The organism is Flavobacterium sp., assembly GCF_035292545.1.
Classification (GTDB): domain Bacteria; phylum Bacteroidota; class Bacteroidia; order Flavobacteriales; family Flavobacteriaceae; genus Flavobacterium.
The window spans coordinates 32,028-49,677 of sequence record NZ_DATDPV010000083.1 but is presented as its reverse complement, the minus strand read 5'-3'; the positions used below and the strand labels follow the sequence as shown (position 1 = coordinate 49,677).

The 17,650-nt window shown below is 34.7% G+C and carries 19 protein-coding genes and 1 riboswitch; of the genes, 8 read left to right on the top strand and 11 right to left on the bottom strand.

Translation table 11 applies throughout. From position 1 onward, the window contains the following. Position 1 precedes the first annotated feature (1 nt). The 4 genes from VI621_RS14355 to VI621_RS14340 form a co-directional block, all read right to left on the bottom strand. Positions 2 to 370: a 6-phosphogluconate dehydrogenase gene (locus tag VI621_RS14355; RefSeq protein ID WP_324219094.1), complete on the bottom strand. Its 369-nt coding sequence runs from the start codon at positions 368 to 370 to the stop codon at positions 2 to 4. A gap of 11 nt (positions 371 to 381) precedes the next feature. After that, positions 382 to 1,746: a DNA recombination protein RmuC gene (gene rmuC, locus VI621_RS14350; RefSeq protein WP_324219093.1), complete on the bottom strand. Its 1,365-nt coding sequence runs from the start codon at positions 1,744 to 1,746 to the stop codon at positions 382 to 384. A 168-nt stretch (positions 1,747 to 1,914) separates the two neighbouring features. Beyond that, positions 1,915 to 2,478: a ferritin-like domain-containing protein gene (locus VI621_RS14345; protein ID WP_324219092.1), complete on the bottom strand. Its 564-nt coding sequence runs from the start codon at positions 2,476 to 2,478 to the stop codon at positions 1,915 to 1,917. Between the two features lie 498 nt (positions 2,479 to 2,976). Beyond that, positions 2,977 to 3,357: a hypothetical protein gene (locus VI621_RS14340; protein ID WP_324219091.1), complete on the bottom strand. Its 381-nt coding sequence runs from the start codon at positions 3,355 to 3,357 to the stop codon at positions 2,977 to 2,979. Between the two features lie 170 nt (positions 3,358 to 3,527). Between VI621_RS14340 and VI621_RS14335 the strand changes: the two genes are divergently transcribed. The 3 genes from VI621_RS14335 (at position 3,528) to VI621_RS14325 (ending at position 6,302) form a co-directional block, all read left to right on the top strand. Continuing rightward, on the top strand, positions 3,528 to 4,103 hold the full coding sequence (locus VI621_RS14335) for a pseudouridine synthase (RefSeq protein WP_324219090.1): 576 nt from the start codon (positions 3,528 to 3,530) through the stop codon (positions 4,101 to 4,103). Between the two features lie 56 nt (positions 4,104 to 4,159). After that, complete coding sequence (locus tag VI621_RS14330; protein ID WP_324219089.1) at positions 4,160 to 4,609, top strand: tRNA (cytidine(34)-2'-O)-methyltransferase; 450 nt, start codon at positions 4,160 to 4,162, stop codon at positions 4,607 to 4,609. 85 nt (positions 4,610 to 4,694) lie between these two features. Continuing rightward, positions 4,695 to 6,302 carry a class I SAM-dependent methyltransferase gene (locus VI621_RS14325; protein WP_324219088.1) on the top strand — a complete coding sequence of 536 codons (1,608 nt, stop codon included), beginning with the start codon at positions 4,695 to 4,697 and terminating at the stop codon, positions 6,300 to 6,302. A gap of 1 nt (position 6,303) precedes the next feature. Here the strand turns inward: VI621_RS14325 and VI621_RS14320 are convergent, their stop codons facing one another. From VI621_RS14320 to VI621_RS14310, 3 genes are read right to left on the bottom strand one after another with little or no spacing between them, the layout of a single operon-like run. Continuing rightward, positions 6,304 to 7,086 carry an ABC transporter ATP-binding protein gene (locus VI621_RS14320; protein ID WP_324219087.1) on the bottom strand — a complete coding sequence of 261 codons (783 nt, stop codon included), beginning with the start codon at positions 7,084 to 7,086 and terminating at the stop codon, positions 6,304 to 6,306. Then, positions 7,086 to 8,117, bottom strand: coding sequence for an iron ABC transporter permease (locus VI621_RS14315; RefSeq protein ID WP_324219086.1), 1,032 nt, complete (start codon positions 8,115 to 8,117; stop codon positions 7,086 to 7,088). Before VI621_RS14315 ends, VI621_RS14320 begins: the two co-directional genes overlap by 1 nt. Before the next feature lies 1 nt (position 8,118). Continuing rightward, entirely contained in the window at positions 8,119 to 9,258 is a 1,140-nt protein-coding gene (locus tag VI621_RS14310; RefSeq protein ID WP_324219085.1) for an ABC transporter substrate-binding protein, read from the bottom strand. Between the two features lie 319 nt (positions 9,259 to 9,577). After that, positions 9,578 to 9,775: riboswitch (cobalamin riboswitch) on the top strand. 80 nt (positions 9,776 to 9,855) lie between these two features. Between VI621_RS14310 and VI621_RS14305 the strand changes: the two genes are divergently transcribed. Then, on the top strand, positions 9,856 to 11,793 hold the full coding sequence (locus VI621_RS14305) for a TonB-dependent receptor plug domain-containing protein (protein ID WP_324219084.1): 1,938 nt from the start codon (positions 9,856 to 9,858) through the stop codon (positions 11,791 to 11,793). Between the two features lie 85 nt (positions 11,794 to 11,878). On the opposite strand, the gene VI621_RS14300 is transcribed toward VI621_RS14305, so the two are convergent. Next, positions 11,879 to 12,496 carry an N-acetylmuramoyl-L-alanine amidase gene (locus tag VI621_RS14300; protein WP_324219083.1) on the bottom strand — a complete coding sequence of 206 codons (618 nt, stop codon included), beginning with the start codon at positions 12,494 to 12,496 and terminating at the stop codon, positions 11,879 to 11,881. Positions 12,497 to 12,712: 216 nt separating this feature from the next. Here VI621_RS14300 and VI621_RS14295 point away from each other — a divergent pair, with 216 nt between their 5' ends. From VI621_RS14295 to VI621_RS14280, 4 genes are all read left to right on the top strand, one after another. After that, entirely contained in the window at positions 12,713 to 13,222 is a 510-nt protein-coding gene (locus VI621_RS14295; RefSeq protein WP_324219082.1) for a sigma-70 family RNA polymerase sigma factor, read from the top strand. Further along, entirely contained in the window at positions 13,209 to 13,658 is a 450-nt protein-coding gene (locus VI621_RS14290; RefSeq protein WP_324219081.1) for a hypothetical protein, read from the top strand. The genes VI621_RS14295 and VI621_RS14290 overlap by 14 nt, the downstream gene beginning before the upstream one ends. A 70-nt stretch (positions 13,659 to 13,728) precedes the next feature. Continuing rightward, complete coding sequence (locus tag VI621_RS14285) at positions 13,729 to 14,256, top strand: DUF4252 domain-containing protein (RefSeq protein ID WP_324219080.1); 528 nt, start codon at positions 13,729 to 13,731, stop codon at positions 14,254 to 14,256. Between the two features lie 6 nt (positions 14,257 to 14,262). Then, on the top strand, positions 14,263 to 14,799 hold the full coding sequence (locus VI621_RS14280; protein ID WP_324219079.1) for a DUF4252 domain-containing protein: 537 nt from the start codon (positions 14,263 to 14,265) through the stop codon (positions 14,797 to 14,799). Between the two features lie 56 nt (positions 14,800 to 14,855). Here the strand turns inward: VI621_RS14280 and VI621_RS14275 are convergent, their stop codons facing one another. The 3 genes from VI621_RS14275 to VI621_RS14265 are packed head-to-tail and all read right to left on the bottom strand — an operon-like array spanning position 14,856 to position 17,630. Next, positions 14,856 to 15,299, bottom strand: a complete 444-nt coding sequence (locus tag VI621_RS14275) for a beta-carotene hydroxylase (protein WP_324219078.1) — start codon at positions 15,297 to 15,299, stop codon at positions 14,856 to 14,858. A gap of 11 nt (positions 15,300 to 15,310) precedes the next feature. Continuing rightward, a complete protein-coding gene (locus VI621_RS14270) occupies positions 15,311 to 16,150 on the bottom strand; it encodes a phytoene/squalene synthase family protein (protein WP_324219077.1) in 840 nt (279 codons plus the stop codon). A gap of 1 nt (position 16,151) precedes the next feature. Then, complete coding sequence (locus VI621_RS14265; protein ID WP_324219171.1) at positions 16,152 to 17,630, bottom strand: phytoene desaturase family protein; 1,479 nt, start codon at positions 17,628 to 17,630, stop codon at positions 16,152 to 16,154. Positions 17,631 to 17,650 lie beyond the last annotated feature (20 nt).

Genomic DNA, 17,650 nt, shown 5'->3' with positions numbered 1-17,650 from the left:
TTTATCGGTTATTAAAATGTGGTGATTGTTCTTTTTCTACATTGGTCACAAAATATTTGGAATCACCCCACCAGGCAAACGTTTTGTATCTTTCGATATAAGTAAGTTTTACATATTGGCCTTGTAAATTTTTCAGATCTTCAATCACTTTTTTGTCTTTGTCCAAAACAGAAAAAGAGAATATTTGTGCGCCGGAAATTCCCTGGCTGATTTCGCCTTCCCAAGTTTTATAGGCGACTCCTTTGTTGCTAATTTTTATTAATTCGCCCGAACGAACTCCTTCGCTATAAGGAACGTAATATAAAAATGCGTAAAAAGAGACTGATATTATTACTAATGCTAAAACAGTAATGATTAAAAATTGTTTCATTATAATTGGTTTTAAAGTTCCGTTTCTTCTACTTCTGCTCTTTTTAAGATGCTTTCGGGAAGTGCTTTTTTGGCTTTGGCGCCCATTTTTTTGAGTTTTTCAACACTCGTGATGAGGTTTCCTTTTCCATCCACGAGTTTGTTCATGGCACCTTGGTATTCGGTTTTGCTTTCGTCTATTTTCTTGCCAATCTTGATTAAATCGGCTACAAATCCTTCAAATTTATCATATAAAGCTCCGGCTTGTCGCGCAATTTCAAAGGCATTTTCCTGCTGTTTCTGATTGGCCCACATGCTGTCAATGGTTCGCAAAGTGGCCAAAAGGGTAGAAGGTGTTACAATTACAATATTCTTCTCGAAAGCTTTGTTGTACAAAGATGTGTCTTCGTTTAATGCCAAAGCAAAAGCCGGTTCCATCGGAATAAAAAGCAATACGAAATCGGGACTTTCTATCTGGTATAAATCATGGTAATTTTTGTCGCCCAATTGTTCCACATGACGTTTGATGGAATTGACATGTTCTTTTAAAAAGCTGTTTTTTAAACTATCATCTTCTTCGTTAATGTATTTTTCATAAGCGGTTAAGGAAACTTTCGAATCGACAATCATCTTTTTTCCGTCAGGAAGATTAATCACTACGTCAGGAAATACGCGATTGCCTTCTTCATTGGTATGTGATTGCTGTACATAATATTCCCGGTCTTTTTCCAGTCCTGATTTTTCTAGAACTCTTTCGAGTACTAATTCTCCCCAATTTCCCTGCATTTTACTGTCGCCTTTTAATGCTTTGGTCAGGTTGATGGTTTCTTTGCTCATCTGGGTGTTCATTTCCTGTAGACCAAGGATTTGTTGGCGTAAAGCCGCATGATAATCGATACTTTCTTTGTGTGTGTCTTCGACTTTCTTTTCGAATAAATGAATTTTATCCTGTAAAGGCGAAAGGATATTTTTCATGTTTTCCTTATTCTGCTCCGTAAATTTACTGGACTTTTCGTCTAATATTTTATTGGCCAGATTTTCGAATTCTTTGGTGAATTTTTCTTGTAGTTTTTCGACTTCTTCTTTTTGTTTTTTATTGCGTTCCCAAAGATTTTCAAAATCCACTTCTTTTTTGGTAAGCTGAATGTTTATTGCTTCTTTTTCATTACGAATCATTTCTTTTTCGGAATGGGTTTGTTGTAATTGTTTTTCTAACGAAGTTTTATCGGATAAAAATTGTTCTTTTAAGCTATTAAATTGCGAAGTCAAACCGATTAGTTTTTCTTCTAAACCTGTTTTTTCGGCTTGGGCTTTGGCAGCAAAAAGCATTTTACCAATAAAAATGCCAATAGCTAACGCGATAATAAATGTGGCTAATACTAAAAATGCTTGTGACATTGATAAATTTAATTTAATGTAGCGTAAATGTAAGAAAAAATATTCGGGTTGTCGGGACGGATTGTTTGTATGAAATTTATAATTTCATACGCAACTAAACGAACTACATAAAAAGACCTGCATAAAGCAGGTCTTATATTAAATGGAGCAACTGATTTTTAATCAAAATTACCATTTAGGATTTGGCGCAGCCGCTTGGGCATTAATCGAAGCCATGGCGATTCCAGTCAAAGCAGCATCTGTTTTTTTCTTTTCATCAAGATTCATCGCCAATAATTGGGCAGCTTTGTCTTCACCGAGTGTTTTTGCGAAAGCATGTAATGTACCATAGGTAGCAATTTCATAATGTTCCACTTTTTGTCCTGCGGCAATAATTCCGGCATCACGCACATTACCTAATTCGGTTTCTTTCATTGTAACTTCACTTTCTTTTATTAAGCCCTCCATGGCGTTACTTTTTTTGGCCACTGTTTTGATTCCTGTGGATTTAAATATTTTTTCTAAACGCGAAACATGCTCTTCTGTTTCAGCTAAATGGTTTTTTAAAGCGGTAACTAATTCTGGAGAGGAAGCATTTTCGACCATTTTTGGCAACGATTTGGTCATTACTTTTTCTGCATAGTAAATGTCATTCAATCCAACTTCAAATAATTCTCTCAATCCTTTTGCTGCACTAGCTGTTGCTTTTACAACTCCTTTAGCATTTTCTTGTTTTTTCATTGATGGTTCCATAATAGTTGTTTTTAAATATTAATTTTTATAAGTAATTCCCAATCGGGTAACTCTATTTTGATAGGTTAATTATTAAATTTATCATGAAAAGAATATAAAAAATCTATATTGTTTATGGATTGTAAATTTAAAGAAATTAATTTTTAAAGTGTTGTTAATTAACTATTTATAAATACGAATAGTATGATTTTAAAATATTAAAGATGAATTTATAAACCAATTTCCGACAAGATTCTTTACAAGAATTCGTTGAAGATATTTTTGGATTAAATTTGAGTGTTAATATTAAAATGCAAATAAGATGAAAACATCAATGTAGGTGGTGAAATTTTGATAGCGAGTGCCAGGGATTTATGGGAGAACGTCATTGGGATCATTTACAATCCAGAATTTAATCTTTAAAAATCCAGTATTGTAATGTCTTTCCCCTTTTCAAAAAAAATAATAAAAAAGCCGATAAGAAATGATGTTCTTATCGGCTCATTAAATAAATTAAAATTATTTTTCGTCCAACTTTATATTCCCTCTGTTTTCATGATTGTCGGGATTCGAATTTGGATATCGGTTTGGCGTGATGTCTGAGTTTCGATCTTTGTTTTCGATAGTTTTGTCGACTTCTTTCTCAGTGGCTACACCACGACTTAAACTTTCATTTTCATTCCAGTTTCTGTCGGTTTCTTCCGGAGTGTTGGCTGTTGTTGCATCAATATTACGTGCTCTTTGAACTACTACCGGATTACCGTTTACGTCGATTTCTACTTCCGTTTTTAATGTTGGTGTTGATGGATTTTTTTCCTCTGACATATTTTCACCGCTAAATCCTTCGTTTACATTCTGTTTGTTGTTCATTTTTTTTGAACCTAAATCTTTATTTTCCATGACAATATATTTTATTGTTAGTTGTGCTTTTTTATAATATTACGTCTTTTATATTAAAGAAGATAGTCATTTAACATTGCTTTAGGTTTGTTACGATAAAATGTATCGTTGTACTTTTTTAAATGCTGCTAAAACAAAACTATCTTTGCATTCACAAAAGAAACAATAAAATGACTCATTCTCATTTCATCCTTCACAAGCCCTATGGCTATTTAAGCCAATTTATATATGAGCTAAAGAGAAAGAAAAAGCTCTTGGGTGAATTGTATGATTTTCCAAATGGCACGATGGCAATTGGTCGTCTTGATGAGGATTCCGAAGGTTTATTGTTGCTTACGACTAACGGAATGATGAGCGAAATTATTCGAAGTAAAAAGGTCGATAAAGAATATTATGTACAAGTTGATGGCATAATTACGCAAGAAGCTATCGATACAATGCAAGAGGGTGTCGAAATAGGTTTTAATGGAACTAAATACATCACCAAACCCTGTACCTCATTTTTAATTCATGAAGTTCCCGCCTTTGGTGCAAGAGGGAAAAAAATACGGGATGAACGTCACGGACCAACTTCCTGGGCTTCGATTACAGTTAATGAAGGAAAGTTTCGACAAGTTCGAAAAATGACTGCAGCTGTTGGTTTTCCTACGTTGCGATTGGTTCGTGTTCGTATTGGAAATGTGCATTTAAATAATTTACAATCAGGAGAAGTTTTAGAAGTTTCTGATTTTGAAATAGAAAATTAAATTGTTTGAAATATTTTTTTCAATCTTTTAATTTTTCAATCTTTTAATTAAAAAATATGTTAAACATCGTTTTAGTAGAACCTGAAATTCCGAACAATACCGGAAACATTGGTCGTTTGTGTGTGGGAACCGGAAACAGGCTGCATCTGATTCATCCATTTGGGTTTCAAATAACGGATAAAAATTTAAAACGCTCCGGATTGGATTATTGGGTACATCTCGATTGGAAAGAATATCAGAATGTAAGCGAGTGGATTGCCCAGATTCCGGATTTGTCACGCGTGTTTTTATTCAGTTCCCATAGTGATACTTCTTATTTGAAAGCAGAATTTCAAGAGGGCGACTGGTTGGTTTTTGGAAAAGAAAGTGTGGGTTTGAGTGATGCAGTTTTGGCACAGTTTTCCAATCACCTGACCATCCCTATTTCGCCTTTGGTACGAAGTTATAATTTAGCGAATTCTGTTGCTTTTGCTATTGGTGAAGCCAAAAGACAGATTGAATTGTAAAGGACGGAGTATGGGTTTTAAAAATGGTTCATCTTCTTTGGATGAAATTTTATATATTTGAGTAAGCCATTTTAAAATTCATTTTATGATTGATAAAGTTTTTCTCAGAAGTACCATTTTTAGACATTTGGATGGTTTAGTTACCGCACCGGTGGGATTTTCGTTGCATAAAAAAGGCGTTTTAGTCTATATTCTTGACAAAAAAGAAGCCACTCTTGCGGAACTTACTGCTGAATTCAAAGCCAATGAAGGTTATCTGAATGTGGGTTTACGGGTGTTGTGTTCTCAAGGATTTCTGAATTATCATATTAATAATGCTACCGACGAAATCAAATTTAGTGTTACAGACAAAAGTGAGATTGCTTTTTCGATGTTTCATTTGTATGGAGATGTGGTTGATTTATTGCAATTCTCGATGCAGTTTCATCCTCGATTATTTGAAGATGCCCCTTTTGAAAAACTGAATGTTATTTTTGAAAAATATAAAAATAATTATGGGATTTCATTCTCCAATGATCCTTTGACCAATGAAATTCAACATCAGATTTTAAAACATATTGAAGGCGCTTTGGTCGGACCTACTTTAGTTCGACTTGGCATGAGCGGGATGTTTCATAAATATTTCATGGAAATATCTTTCCGCCCGGAAGAGTTTCACAAGTCACCCGATAATTTTAAAAAAATATTGGATTTCTTCGTTTATTTAGGTTGGTTTACCCATAAAAACGGGAATTATCAATTTGCAGAAACAGGATTGTTTTTTGCCAAAAGAGCCACTGCTTATGGCGTGACCGTTTCCTATTTGCCAACTTTTAGTAAAATGGACGAACTGTTATTTGGTAATCCAAATGTATTGCGAACCGTTGCCGAAGGCGAAGATGAAATTCATGTGGATCGGGAAATGAATGTTTGGGGAAGTGGTGGTGCCCATGATACCTATTTCAAAATTGTGGATGAAATCATCATTAAATTATTCAATTTACCTATCGAAGAACAGCCCAAAGGGATTTTGGATATGGGATGTGGTAATGGCGCTTTCCTGCAACACGTTTTTGAGGTGATAGACCGACAAACGTTACGCGGAAAAATGCTCGATGATTATCCGTTATTTTTGGTCGGTGCCGATTACAATCAAACGGCGTTGAAAGTAACGAGAGCCAATTTGATCAAAGCCGATATTTGGGCCAAAGTAATTTGGGGTGATATTGGCCGTCCAGATTTACTTTCCGATGATTTGATGGAAAATTATAACATTGATCTGAAAGATTTATTGAATGTGAGGACATTCCTGGACCATAACCGAATTTGGGAAATGCCAAAACAACTGACTGCCGATAGAGTGAGTAAATCCACAGGCGCATTTGCCCATAGAGGTTTGCGAATCAAAAATAATCTGGTGGAAGATAATTTGTTGGAACATTTCAAAAAATGGTCTCCTTATGTCAGTAAATTTGGATTGTTGATGATAGAATTGCATACCATTGCTCCTGCTTTGACGGCCGCTAATCTGGGTAAAACTGCCGCAACTGCTTATGATGCTACGCATGGTTTCTCGGATCAGTTTATTGTGGAAATTGAAGTTTTACACAAAATATGTGCAGAAGCAGGCTTGTTTCCAGACGCTAATGTTTTTAGAAAATTTCCCGATTCAGATATTGCGACAGTGAGCATAAATTTATTGAAAGGAAAATAATTTAAACAATCATAAACTTCCCTTTCTCAGAATCAAAAACAATATGTTCATCTTTGAAAAGGGAATTAAAAGTCCCTTTTGAAATGAAATTGCAAGGCTGATCCTGTAGCACCATTTCTGGGGTCATGATAATCATTTCGTCACTCAATTGTATCGCCATGTCGATATCATGCGTAGAAAACAAGATGCATTTTTGGGTTTCCTTCGTCAGTTTTTTCAAAAGTTTGAATAACGCCACTTTATGCAATAAATCCAAATGAGTTGTAGGTTCGTCCAGAATTATCAACGGAGTATCTTGTGCCAAAGCTCGCGCTACCAAAACATTTTGCAATTGCCCGTCACTGATTTCGTAATGCTTTTTATTGGATAGATGACTGATTTGGGTGAGTTCCATGGCTTCGTGGACTTTTTCAATATCGGTCTCGGTTAACTTTCCGATCCAATTGGTGTAAGGCTGTCTTCCTAAAGCAATGAGTTCAAAAACGGTTAAATTACTGGGAGGCAATTTTTCGGTTAACACAATACTTAGATTTTGCGCTAAGGTTAAGGAATCCAATTCGTGAATGTTTTTGCCGTTGAGTAAAACTGTTCCTGAAATGGTATTTTGAATACCGGTAATGGTTTTTAAAAGTGTTGATTTTCCGATTCCGTTGGCACCGATTAACGCTACTAATTTTCCTTTTTCCAAAGATAAATCAATGTTGGATGCAACAATAGTTTTTTCTTTTTTATGAGCATAGCCAATGCTGATTTTTGAAGCCTGTAATATAATTTTACTTTCCATTAGGTCATCATTTTACGTTTTCCAACCAATAGCCAAATCACAATCGGTGCTCCAAAAATAGAAGTCACCGCATTGATGGGTAATGTAATATCGCTTCCCGGAACTTGTGAAATGCCATCACAAATAAGCATAATCATCGCCCCGAAAAGCAAGGTGCTCCAAAATAAAATCGTGTGATTGCTGGTCTGAAAAACCAATTTTGCAATATGCGGAACGGCTAATCCGATAAAGGCAATAGGACCCGCAAAGGCAGTGATGCTTCCTGCCAAAATACTCGTCGCAAATATGATGATAAGTCTCGTTTTTTTATAATTCAATCCCAAACTTCGGGCGTAGTTTTCTCCTAAAAGCAAGGCGTTTAAAGGCTTGATGCTGAAAATACTCAAAAGCAAACCAATGGTCACACAGATGGATAAAATCAATATTGATGTCCAAGATAAATTACCTAAATTTCCCAATGACCAGAAAGTGAATTTTTGCAACTGTTCTGCTGTACTAAAATACGTCAGGGTTCCAACAATGGCGCTGGTCAAGCTTCCAAACATTAATCCCACAATCAAAATGGCCATGGTATCTCGCAATCGGTGGGAAACGGCTAAAACGGCCAGTAAAACCAAAAAACTTCCCATACTCGAAGCTAAAACAATTCCATAAGAAGAAAGTAAAACGGAAGCTAAAAAACTCGGTAAAAACCCTGCACCTAAAATAACCATGGCTACACCTAAACTTGCACCGGAACTCAACCCTAGAACATAAGGTCCAGCCAATGGGTTTCGAAATAAAGTTTGCATTAATAATCCGCTAATTGACAGTCCCATTCCAACCAAAATGGCAGCAATAGCTTTGGGTAAGCGGTAATTAATAATGATATATTCCCATGTTTCTTTACTGGCATTTCCACCAGTCAGACTGTTAAATACCTCTTTGATTGGAATAGAAACCGATCCCAAACTGATATTTACCAGAAACAAGAAAATGACTCCGATGGTCAGGAGTACGAAAAGAATCGTATTTCGGTTGGTTTGGGTCAATTTATTCTAATTTCTGAAAGAAAAAAAGTTTGTGGTTGGGCAATAATTCGGGATGAAAAATTTTAATCAAATCTTTCAAGACCCAGTCAGGGCGGGTAGGAGACCACTCAAAATAAAGAATTCCACCTTTTGCGCCTTTGTTTATTCCGTACGAATATACTTTTTTATTTTTAAACGAAGCAAACTGACCGTAATGCGGATTGCTGTCGCTCATTTCCTTTAACGAAGAAAAATCTCCCGGCGCAATCCAGTATTCGGCATCCTGCGCTTTTTCTAATATATTTTCAAAGGGTAAAGTCAAGCTGCCCGTTCCTTTGCTATCGGCCCATAAATAATTGGATTCGGCATCTTTCAAAAACAAGGAAGCCCAACTCTCGCCCTGCGGCACATACCATTGGTCCTGAAACATGGCGCCACTTAACACTGTGGGTTTTGTCATTGCCTTTTTGGCTAAAGCTAAAGTGTTTGTATATTCTTTTTTAATTTCTGAAAAAACGGTATTGGCTTTGGAATCCAATCCGTATAATGCTCCAAAAAACTTAATCCATTCGGCTTTTCCGAGTGGAGATTGTTCGGTCCAATCACCATTAATCATTACTTTTAAACCGCTTTTTTGTAAATTATCCAAAGTTGGATTGCTGTTGTTTAAACCAAAACTAACAATCACATCAGGAGCCATATCGATTAAAACTTCGGTATTTAAGGTTTCGTTTGCGCCTACTTCCCGAACTTTTCCGGCATCGATTCGTTTTCGGGTTTTCTCGGACGAAATATAATCGGTATTGGGAAAACCAACTAAAGTATTTTCGACACCTAACATTTCTAAAGCGGGAATGTGAGTAGTTGAGGTCACAACAATAGATTTTATGGGAATTTGAATGGTAGTAAACTGTTTTAAACTATCCGGGATAATTCCATTTTTTTCCTGTAAAACATAAGTGAAATTTTCTTTTGCTTCCGGCCAGGGACTGGTTATTTTTACTAAAGAATAGCCTTTGTGTTTATAGATTTCAAGCCCTTTGGCGTATTGAATGGAATTCTCAGTAGTTACTTCTGAAGTTTCCTTTTTTTCTTCTTTTTTACATTGAATGAATAACAAAGCAATTAAAAAGTATAATAAGGATTGTTGTGCTATTTTCATTAAAAATATTTTTGCAAAAGTAAAGTTTTGTTTCTATAAAAATGAACTTGTGAAACATTTGATACCAATCCCTTTGTTGAAAAACTGTAATTTTATCAAAAAAAACAAGTTATGAGAAACGATTCAAACACTTTTGTTTATATAGTTGCAGGGATTATCCTGTTACATTTTTTGATTGGTTTTGCATGGTTGATAATCAAACTTTCAAAAAAGAAAGATGATATTCAGAAATAGGAGAACTCATTTTATTTTATATCTAATTTAAAAAAATTGTTAGTTGAGATAGCTCTATCTGATGCTTACCTAATAATTATTTATATATTTGCGCCCGTATTGAGGTTGTGACTTTGTTTTTTCAAATCGCATTAAAAGGGAATTAGGTTCAAAACCTAAGCTGTACCCGCAACTGTAAGCTATCAAGCTTGTTGTTATCTACAAAACCACTGTTTGCCGCGGCGAATGGGAAGGTAAACAACAAGACGCAAGCCAGGAGACCTGCCTAATACATCGAGTATCAAACTTTCGGGAAAAAAAGGTTTGGGTATGGGTCAATTCTATGCTTTTCTCCCCACTTTATTAAAATTATTTTTAACTAAAATGAACAAAAAAATGGTTCGCCTAAGTGCGTTTGCATTGTTTATTGCAATGAATGCCTTTGCTCAGGAGCAAGAAGTAAAACTGGATGAAGTTGTAATTTCGGATTCGAAATTTGCTTTGCCAAAAGAAAAATCAGGAAAAGTAATCGTGAAAATTACTGCCGAAGAATTAGCGAAAAAATCAGGTCAATCCCTGGCCAATGTTTTAAGCACAGTTGCCGGACTTGAGGTTAACGGAAACCAAAGCAGTGCCGGAAAAAATTTAGGGTATTACCTTCGTGGTGGTCGTAATCGTCAAACGTTGATTCTAATTGACGGAATACCGGTCACAGATGCTTCCGGGATTAATTTAGAGTATGATTTGCGATTAATTCCAGTGGAACAAGTAGAAAGTATTGAGGTTATGAAAGGTGCGGCGAGTACTTTATACGGGACCGGGGCCGCTACCGGAGTAATCAACATTACTTTGAAAAAAGCCGGCAAGAAAGCAATTTCCGGAAATGCCTATATGAGCATGGGGACGCAAGCTACTGCTGACAAAGTAAAATACAATCCGCAAGATTTTAATCAAGGATTTGTTTTGAATGGCAATATTGAAAAATTCAATTATTTTGCTTCTTTAAATAGTACGGAAACCAAAGGAATTTCGGAAGCCGCAGTTCCACAATCTTCCACTTATGAGGAAGATCGTTTTTCCAGAGTGAATTCGTTGGTGAAATTTGGCTTTAAACCAACAACTAAATTAACATTGGATTTCTTTGCCAATTATGACAAAGTAAAGAGTGACTTTGACGGAACCTTTGACAATTTCAGCAATCCGGATACTTCATTAAATGAATCTACATCGGAACAATTCCGTTTTGGATTTTCGCCAAAATACAAATACAATAAAGGAGAATTTGTTTTGAATTCCAGCTTTAATACTATCGAAAGAAATTACAATACTTTTAATAGCTGGGCAAATGCAGTTGAAGTCAGTGATTACAAATCAAAAAGTGTGAATGTTGATGTGTTTAATAAATATTCATTTAACAAACAATTTTTTGTTGTTACAGGAAGCCAATTCCAATTCCACGAAATGAATTCGGAAACACCCTATGATGCAATAACCAATGAAACAGCAAAATTTAATACCATTGATCCTTATTTAACGGCAGTTTATAATTCTGATTTTGGTTTGAATATAAATGCCGGAGCGCGTTACAACATGCACAGTATTTATGATACTCATTTTGTTTATAATGTAAATCCGTCTTATTCTTTTTCGAAAATACCTTTAAAAGTTTTGACTTCCTATAGTACCGCTTACATTACTCCGAGTTTATACCAATTGTATTCGCCTTACGGAAATTTGGATTTAACTCCGGAAGAAAATAGTACGGTAGAAGCAGGTTTTGAAGTGGAGTTATTAAATAAAAAATTCACTTTCAATGCCGTTGCTTTTCATAGAGAAGAAAAAAATTCCATTGGATTTTATACAGACCCAATTACCTGGACATCCAATTATGTAAATATTGAAGGGAAAAATGACGCAAAAGGGATTGAAACTATGATTTCTTATTCTTTTTCAACCAAAATAAAAGTCAACGGAAATTATACTTTTACTCAAGTAGAGCAGCCTTTGAGCAGATTAATTCCAAAACATAAAGGAAATGTTTCCTTAGATTATCAGGCAACGACAAGGACGTTTTTTAATGTAAACTATCAATATGTGGATAAAAGAAACGATGCTTTCTTTGATGGAGGCACTTTTGCAACCACACCAGTTTTGTTAGATTCTTATCAGTTGGTAAATGTAACGGCTAAGTATGAATTAATCAAAAACAGAATGACTGTTTTTGGAGCAGTCACCAATATTTTAAATGAAGAATTTGTTGAATCTGTAGGGTATAGCACCAGAGGAAGAAATTTTAAAATCGGTTTGAATATCTTGTTCTAAAAAGATAAAATCTTTTAATTTAATTAAAAATCCCGCTTCAAATTTCTTGGAGCGGGATTTTTGTTTGTTTAGAAATTGGAGAGTTTTATTTTAATTCCGAAATAAAATCTATAATAGTTTCCGCAAGACGGTTTTGTTCTTTTTCATCAGTCAGGTATTTTGAATCACTTTCGTTAGATAAATACCCAAGTTCTACAAGTACTGCAGGCACTTCTGATTTTTTTAGAATATAAAATTTCGCGTTTTTTATTTCGTTTACTTTTAAATTATTATTTATAAATTTATCATAAAGCTTTCCTGCAAAAGCTAGCGACATTTCAGAAGATTTATTTTCATTTGCCACATACATTTCCATTCCTGATTTGTTTTTATTTGAGTTTGAATTTACATGTAAAGACAAAACTAAATCCGGTTTTAATGCATTTATGGTATTGGTTCTTTCTACCAATGAAACAAATGTATCAGAGCTTCGGGTTAAATGAATCACGACATTTTTATTTTTATTTAAAGCATAGATTTTATGGGTAATCTGTTCTACAATCTGTTTTTCGGTAAAACCCCCCACTTTTGCACCTGAATCATATCCGCCATGGCTCGCATCAATAACTACATTGATTTGTTTGGGTTCAATAAATTTGGGTTTTACAAATGCAAAAGAAATCAAAGCAGTTAAGGCTAAAAATAATTTGGTTGTGTTTTTCATGTGATTTTGGTTTTATAAATAGTTGGTTATTTAATAGTATCGCATAAATATACTTTTTTATTGTGTTGAATTCAAAAATACATCAGGAATTTCTTCTAAATATATCTCCTTTTGTATGCTATAATTCACTAAGTTTAGAATTATTTTGAATTTGTTTGTAACAAAAAATAATATCCTTCGTCTTGATTGTATAACCGACCAAATAAACCAACGATAATGAACCAAAACGAGTTCGTGCATTTAATCGCTCCTTTCAAGGACAAAGTCTTTAGGCTTGCAAAGAGATTACTGGTAAGCACAGAAGAAGCCGAAGATGCCACTCAGGAGGTTTTGGTAAAATTGTGGAATAAAAATGAAGGCTTGAGCGAATACAATAGTGTGGAAGCTTTTGCGATGACGATGACCAAGAATTATTGTCTGGATCAATTGAAATCGAAAAGAGCCGGAAATTTAAAAATCGTTCACAATAATTTTACGGATAGGGAAGCCGGTTTACAGCAAAAAGTAGAAGATCAGGACAGTTTGGATTGGGTTGAAAAAATCATCAATCAATTGCCCGAACAACAACGATTAATTATTCAAATGCGGGATATCGAACAATATGAGTTTGAAGAAATCGCGAAAATTTTAGATATGAATGAAACCGCTATTCGCGTAGCGCTTTCAAGAGGAAGGAAAACGGTAAGAGAATTTATGTCAAAAACACACAGTTATGGAATTAGATAGAATAGAAATATTATTAGAAAAATACTTTCAGGGAGAAACCAGTATTGCCGAAGAAAATGAATTGAAAGATTACTTCTCTTCCTCAGATGTTGCGCAGCATTTGGAGCAGTACCAATCCTTATTTGGATATTTCTCTCAGGCAAAAGAGCAAAAGTTTAAGCAAGAAATACCACTACAATCTAAAAAACGTAATGTAGCGTGGTTATCGATTGCCGCTTCGGTTGTTGTTTTGCTGGGAATTGGAACATTTACTTATCTGAATTATAACAATGCCGAAAAGCAGGATTTAGGTTCTTATGATGATCCTGAAGTCGCTTTAAGAGAAACACAAAAAGCATTGGCACTATTATCCGAGAATGTAAATGTTGGCATAGAAAGTGTACAGTATGTTGAAGAGTATGAAACAGCAAGGGATAAAGTATTCCTTAAATTTTAAAAATTAGATTAAGATAGTTTCTGACTATCATGGGAAACAATAAAAAAAATAAAAAATAAAAAAAGAAATCATGAGAAAAATAATTATGACCTTAGTATTCGCGTTATTGCCAACAGTGTTTTTTGCACAAGCGGCATTCGATAAGTTTGACGGTCAGGACGATGTAACTTCTATCATTGTGAACAAAAAAATGTTCGAATTGATGAGTAAAGTAAAAGTGGATGCCTCCGATAAAGAAGCGCAACAGTATATGAAATTAATCAAAAAGTTAGACAATCTGAAGGTTTTTACCACTACAAGCACCAGAGTTTCTGCAGAAATGAAATCAGCTTCTGAAAAATATTTAAAATCTGCCGGATTAGAAGAACTGATGCGAGTGACCGATAATGGAAAAAACATCAAAATCTTAGTAAAATCGGGAGCCAAAGATTCTCAGATTAAAGAATTGCTGATGTTTATGGAAGGGAATTCGAAAGGAAACCAAACCGTTTTGATGTCACTAACAGGTGATTTCGATTTGAATGAAATTTCAGTTTTAACTGATAAAATGAGGATTCCTGGTGGTGATGAGTTGAAGAGAGCATCAAAAAATAAATAAAAAAAGATGAAACGTATTTATAGCATCGCCATTTTATGCAGTTTGTTTTTAGGAAGTTGCAACAACAAGCCAACCTTGCAAAAGTACTTTGTAGAGAATACAGAAAATAAGAATTTCATCGCATTGGATGTTTCACCAAGTATTTTGAACGTAGACAAAACAAAATTGTCAGCGGAGCAAAACACAGCTTTGGAATCCTTTGACAAAATGAATATTCTGGCTTTCAAATTGAATGATGCCAACAAAGCACAATTTGATACCGAAAGAGCCAAAGTGGTTGCTATTCTAAAAGATGAAAAGTACCAACAATTAATGAAATTTGGTTCCGGAAAAGAAGGTGCTTCCGTAAGTTTTGTTGGAGATGACGAACATATAGAAGAGTTTATTTTGTTCGCCAACCAAAAGGAAAACGGTTTTGCAGTAGTTCGTATTTTAGGAAAAGATATGAATCCCACAGGAATCATGACCATGATGTCGGTATTGAAAAGTTCTAATATAGATTTAGAACAATTGAAACCTTTGCAGGAAATGTTCAAAAAATAGGTTAATAGGTTAGTTATACTAAAAAAGCGTTCCGTATGGAGCGCTTTTTTTATGAATTATTTTTTGAAGTATTTAAACGGAACCATCAGCATTCCAAAACATTCCCCATTTTCTTTACCAATATGTTTGTGATGCATTTTGTGTCCTCTGCGAACGGCTCGGGAATATACATTGTTTGCGTTTTTAAACAATTTAAAACGCTGGTGAATAAAAATATCATGAACGATAAAATAAGCGACTCCATAAGCGAAAATACCTATTCCGATGGTCAATCCGATTTCTAAAATCTGATATTGCCAAAGCAGAAAAAATCCGATACTAATCACTGCATAGATGATAAAAAAAGCATCGTTTCTCTCGAACCACGAATCATGGTCTTTTTTATGATGATCGGCATGCAGACTCCATAAAAAACCGTGCATGATATATTTGTGACTGAACCAAGCCATGAATTCCATGAACAAGAAAGTGAGAATAAAAACTAAAACGTGTAACCACATGATTTTTAAATTTAAATGATGTTTAATTTATAACTAAAATAACACTTGGCAAATAGTCCGTATTTTTGATAATTTGGAACCCTGATTCGCGTGTTTTTTATTTCGGCCGATGGTGTTTTTTTTAATTTGGACAACAATTTTTTATAATAAATATAAGCCGTGTAAACGCCAAATTTTGCTTCAATAGGCAAATGAACGATTCCTTCGAAACCTGCCCTGAAATCAGCTTCAATTTCTTCTATGATTTTTAGTTTGGAAGTTTCATCCAATTGGTTCAAATCTGTGTTTGGAAAATAAGTTCGGCTCAAATCTTCGAAATCAGCTTTTAAATCCCTTAAGAAATTCACCTTTTGGAAAGCAGAACCCAATCGCATAGCGGAATGCTTCAATTCATTGTATCTAGCATCATCGCCTTTCACAAAAACCTTTAAACACATTAGACCTACCACATCCGCTGAACCAAAAATGTATTCATTGTATTCGTCCTTAGTTTTATATTCGGTTTTGGTTAAATCTAATTTCATGCTTTTCATAAAAGAAGCAATCAACTCAAAGGGAATATTATATTTATTTACGGTGTGCTGAAAAGCATTGAGCACAGGATTTAGACTAATCTTGTTTTTTAGAGCCAATTCTAAATCATTTTCAAATAGTGTGAATAATGTTTCTTTGTCATAATCATGAAAACTATCCACGATTTCATCGGCAAATCTCACAAATCCATAGACGTTATAAATATCCTGACGAATGCTTGGCGCCAGAATTTTCACTGCCGAAGAAAAGGACGTGCTGTAGGATTTCGTAACGTTTCTGCTGCATTCAAAAGAAACTTTGTCAAAAATAGATTTCATATTAAAGGTGTTTCTCGATTAATTCTGCTACTAACTTTCCTGAAATTAATGCCGGCGGAACACCAGGCCCGGGAACTGTAAGCTGTCCCGTAAAATATAGGTTTCTAACTTTTTTGCTTTTTAATTTGGGTCTTAAAAAAGCGGTTTGCAATAATGTATTTGCCATTCCGTAAGCATTTCCTTTATAAGAATTGTAATGTTCGATAAAATCATTTTTACAAAAAGATTCCTTAAAGATAATATTATTTTTTACACTTTGTTGCGTCAGAGTTTCAAAACGTTCAATGATTTTATTGAAGTATTCTTCTCTTAAGGCTTCATTATCAACAATGTCTGGAGCCAGCGGGATTAAAAAGAATCCAGATTCCATTCCTTTTGGCGCTGCCGTTTCATCCGTTAAAGATGGGAAGTTTGCATAAAATAAAGGTTCATCCGGCCATTTCGGTTTGTCATAAATGTCTTTCGCATGCTGATTAAAATCCACATCAAAAAACAAAGCATGATGCGAAATATTTTCAATTTTTTTATCAAAACCAACGTAGAACAGAAGTGAGGAAGGAGCAAAAACTCTGCTTTCCCAGTATTTTTCAGAATAAGCTCTGTGTTTTTCGTCTAACAAGGTTTCTGTATGATGGTAATCGGCACCACTCAAAATTACATCCGCATATTTTATTTCTCCATTTACAATTAAAGCCACGGCTTTTTTATTCTCGACAATTATTTTTTCGATATTTGAATTGGTGTGAAAAACAACACCCAATTCTCTTGCCAGTTTTTCCATGGCTAAAACCACATCGAACATTCCGGTTTTTGGATGCCAGGTTCCCAGTCCGAAATCGGCATAATTCATAAAACTATAAAAAGACGGTGTGTCCGAAGGTTTTGCCCCAAGAAATAAAACCGGAAATTCTAAAATTTGAATTAATCGCTCGTTCTTGAATTTTTTGTGTACATCCCGGCTTATGTTGCTTAAAAACTGACCTACTTTCTTGGCCGTTTCCGCTGTAATTAATTCTAAAGGTGATACTCCAGGTCGGTAAACCAAATCTTTAATGGCAATATCATAATTGCTTTTGGCCTCCGCCATGAATGCTTCTAAAATGGCTCCGCTGCCTTTTTCAATTTCTTCAAAAGTGGTTACGATTTCAGGTAAATTATCGGCTATTGAAATGAATTCATTGATGCCAAAATAGACCCTGTAGGCTGGGGATAATTTTATAAGTTCATAATAATCGGATGTTTTTTTGCCAAAGTCAGCAAAAAAACGTTCGAAAACGTCCGGCATCCAATACCAACTTGGACCCATGTCGAACGTAAATCCGTCTCTTTTGAGTTGTCTGGCTCTGCCGCCAATAGTTGCATTTTTTTCGTAAACAGTGACTTTGTGCCCTTTTTTTGCCAAATATGATGCTGCAGCTAATGCTGAAAAACCAGAACCTATTATTTTTATATCTTTTTTCATATTGTTTAACAAATATATAAAATAGTTAAACAAAATTA

Bases quoted from the DNA above. Each gene is read 5' to 3' on its own strand.
- VI621_RS14320 (WP_324219087.1), bottom strand. From the start codon at position 7,086: ATGGAAAGTAAAATTATATTACAGGCTTCAAAAATCAGCATTGGCTAT.
- VI621_RS14300 (WP_324219083.1), bottom strand. From the start codon at position 12,496: ATGAAAAACACAACCAAATTATTTTTAGCCTTAACTGCTTTGATTTCT.
- VI621_RS14310 (WP_324219085.1), bottom strand. From the start codon at position 9,258: ATGAAAATAGCACAACAATCCTTATTATACTTTTTAATTGCTTTGTTA.
- VI621_RS14295 (WP_324219082.1), top strand. From the start codon at position 12,713: ATGAACCAAAACGAGTTCGTGCATTTAATCGCTCCTTTCAAGGACAAA.
- VI621_RS14275 (WP_324219078.1), bottom strand. From the start codon at position 15,299: ATGTGGTTACACGTTTTAGTTTTTATTCTCACTTTCTTGTTCATGGAA.
- VI621_RS14330 (WP_324219089.1), top strand. From the start codon at position 4,160: ATGTTAAACATCGTTTTAGTAGAACCTGAAATTCCGAACAATACCGGA.
- VI621_RS14355 (WP_324219094.1), bottom strand. From the start codon at position 370: ATGAAACAATTTTTAATCATTACTGTTTTAGCATTAGTAATAATATCA.
- VI621_RS14285 (WP_324219080.1), top strand. From the start codon at position 13,729: ATGAGAAAAATAATTATGACCTTAGTATTCGCGTTATTGCCAACAGTG.
- VI621_RS14305 (WP_324219084.1), top strand. From the start codon at position 9,856: ATGAACAAAAAAATGGTTCGCCTAAGTGCGTTTGCATTGTTTATTGCA.
- VI621_RS14340 (WP_324219091.1), bottom strand. From the start codon at position 3,357: ATGGAAAATAAAGATTTAGGTTCAAAAAAAATGAACAACAAACAGAAT.
- VI621_RS14290 (WP_324219081.1), top strand. From the start codon at position 13,209: ATGGAATTAGATAGAATAGAAATATTATTAGAAAAATACTTTCAGGGA.
- VI621_RS14270 (WP_324219077.1), bottom strand. From the start codon at position 16,150: ATGAAATCTATTTTTGACAAAGTTTCTTTTGAATGCAGCAGAAACGTT.
- VI621_RS14325 (WP_324219088.1), top strand. From the start codon at position 4,695: ATGATTGATAAAGTTTTTCTCAGAAGTACCATTTTTAGACATTTGGAT.
- VI621_RS14280 (WP_324219079.1), top strand. From the start codon at position 14,263: ATGAAACGTATTTATAGCATCGCCATTTTATGCAGTTTGTTTTTAGGA.
- VI621_RS14335 (WP_324219090.1), top strand. From the start codon at position 3,528: ATGACTCATTCTCATTTCATCCTTCACAAGCCCTATGGCTATTTAAGC.
- VI621_RS14345 (WP_324219092.1), bottom strand. From the start codon at position 2,478: ATGGAACCATCAATGAAAAAACAAGAAAATGCTAAAGGAGTTGTAAAA.
- rmuC (WP_324219093.1), bottom strand. From the start codon at position 1,746: ATGTCACAAGCATTTTTAGTATTAGCCACATTTATTATCGCGTTAGCT.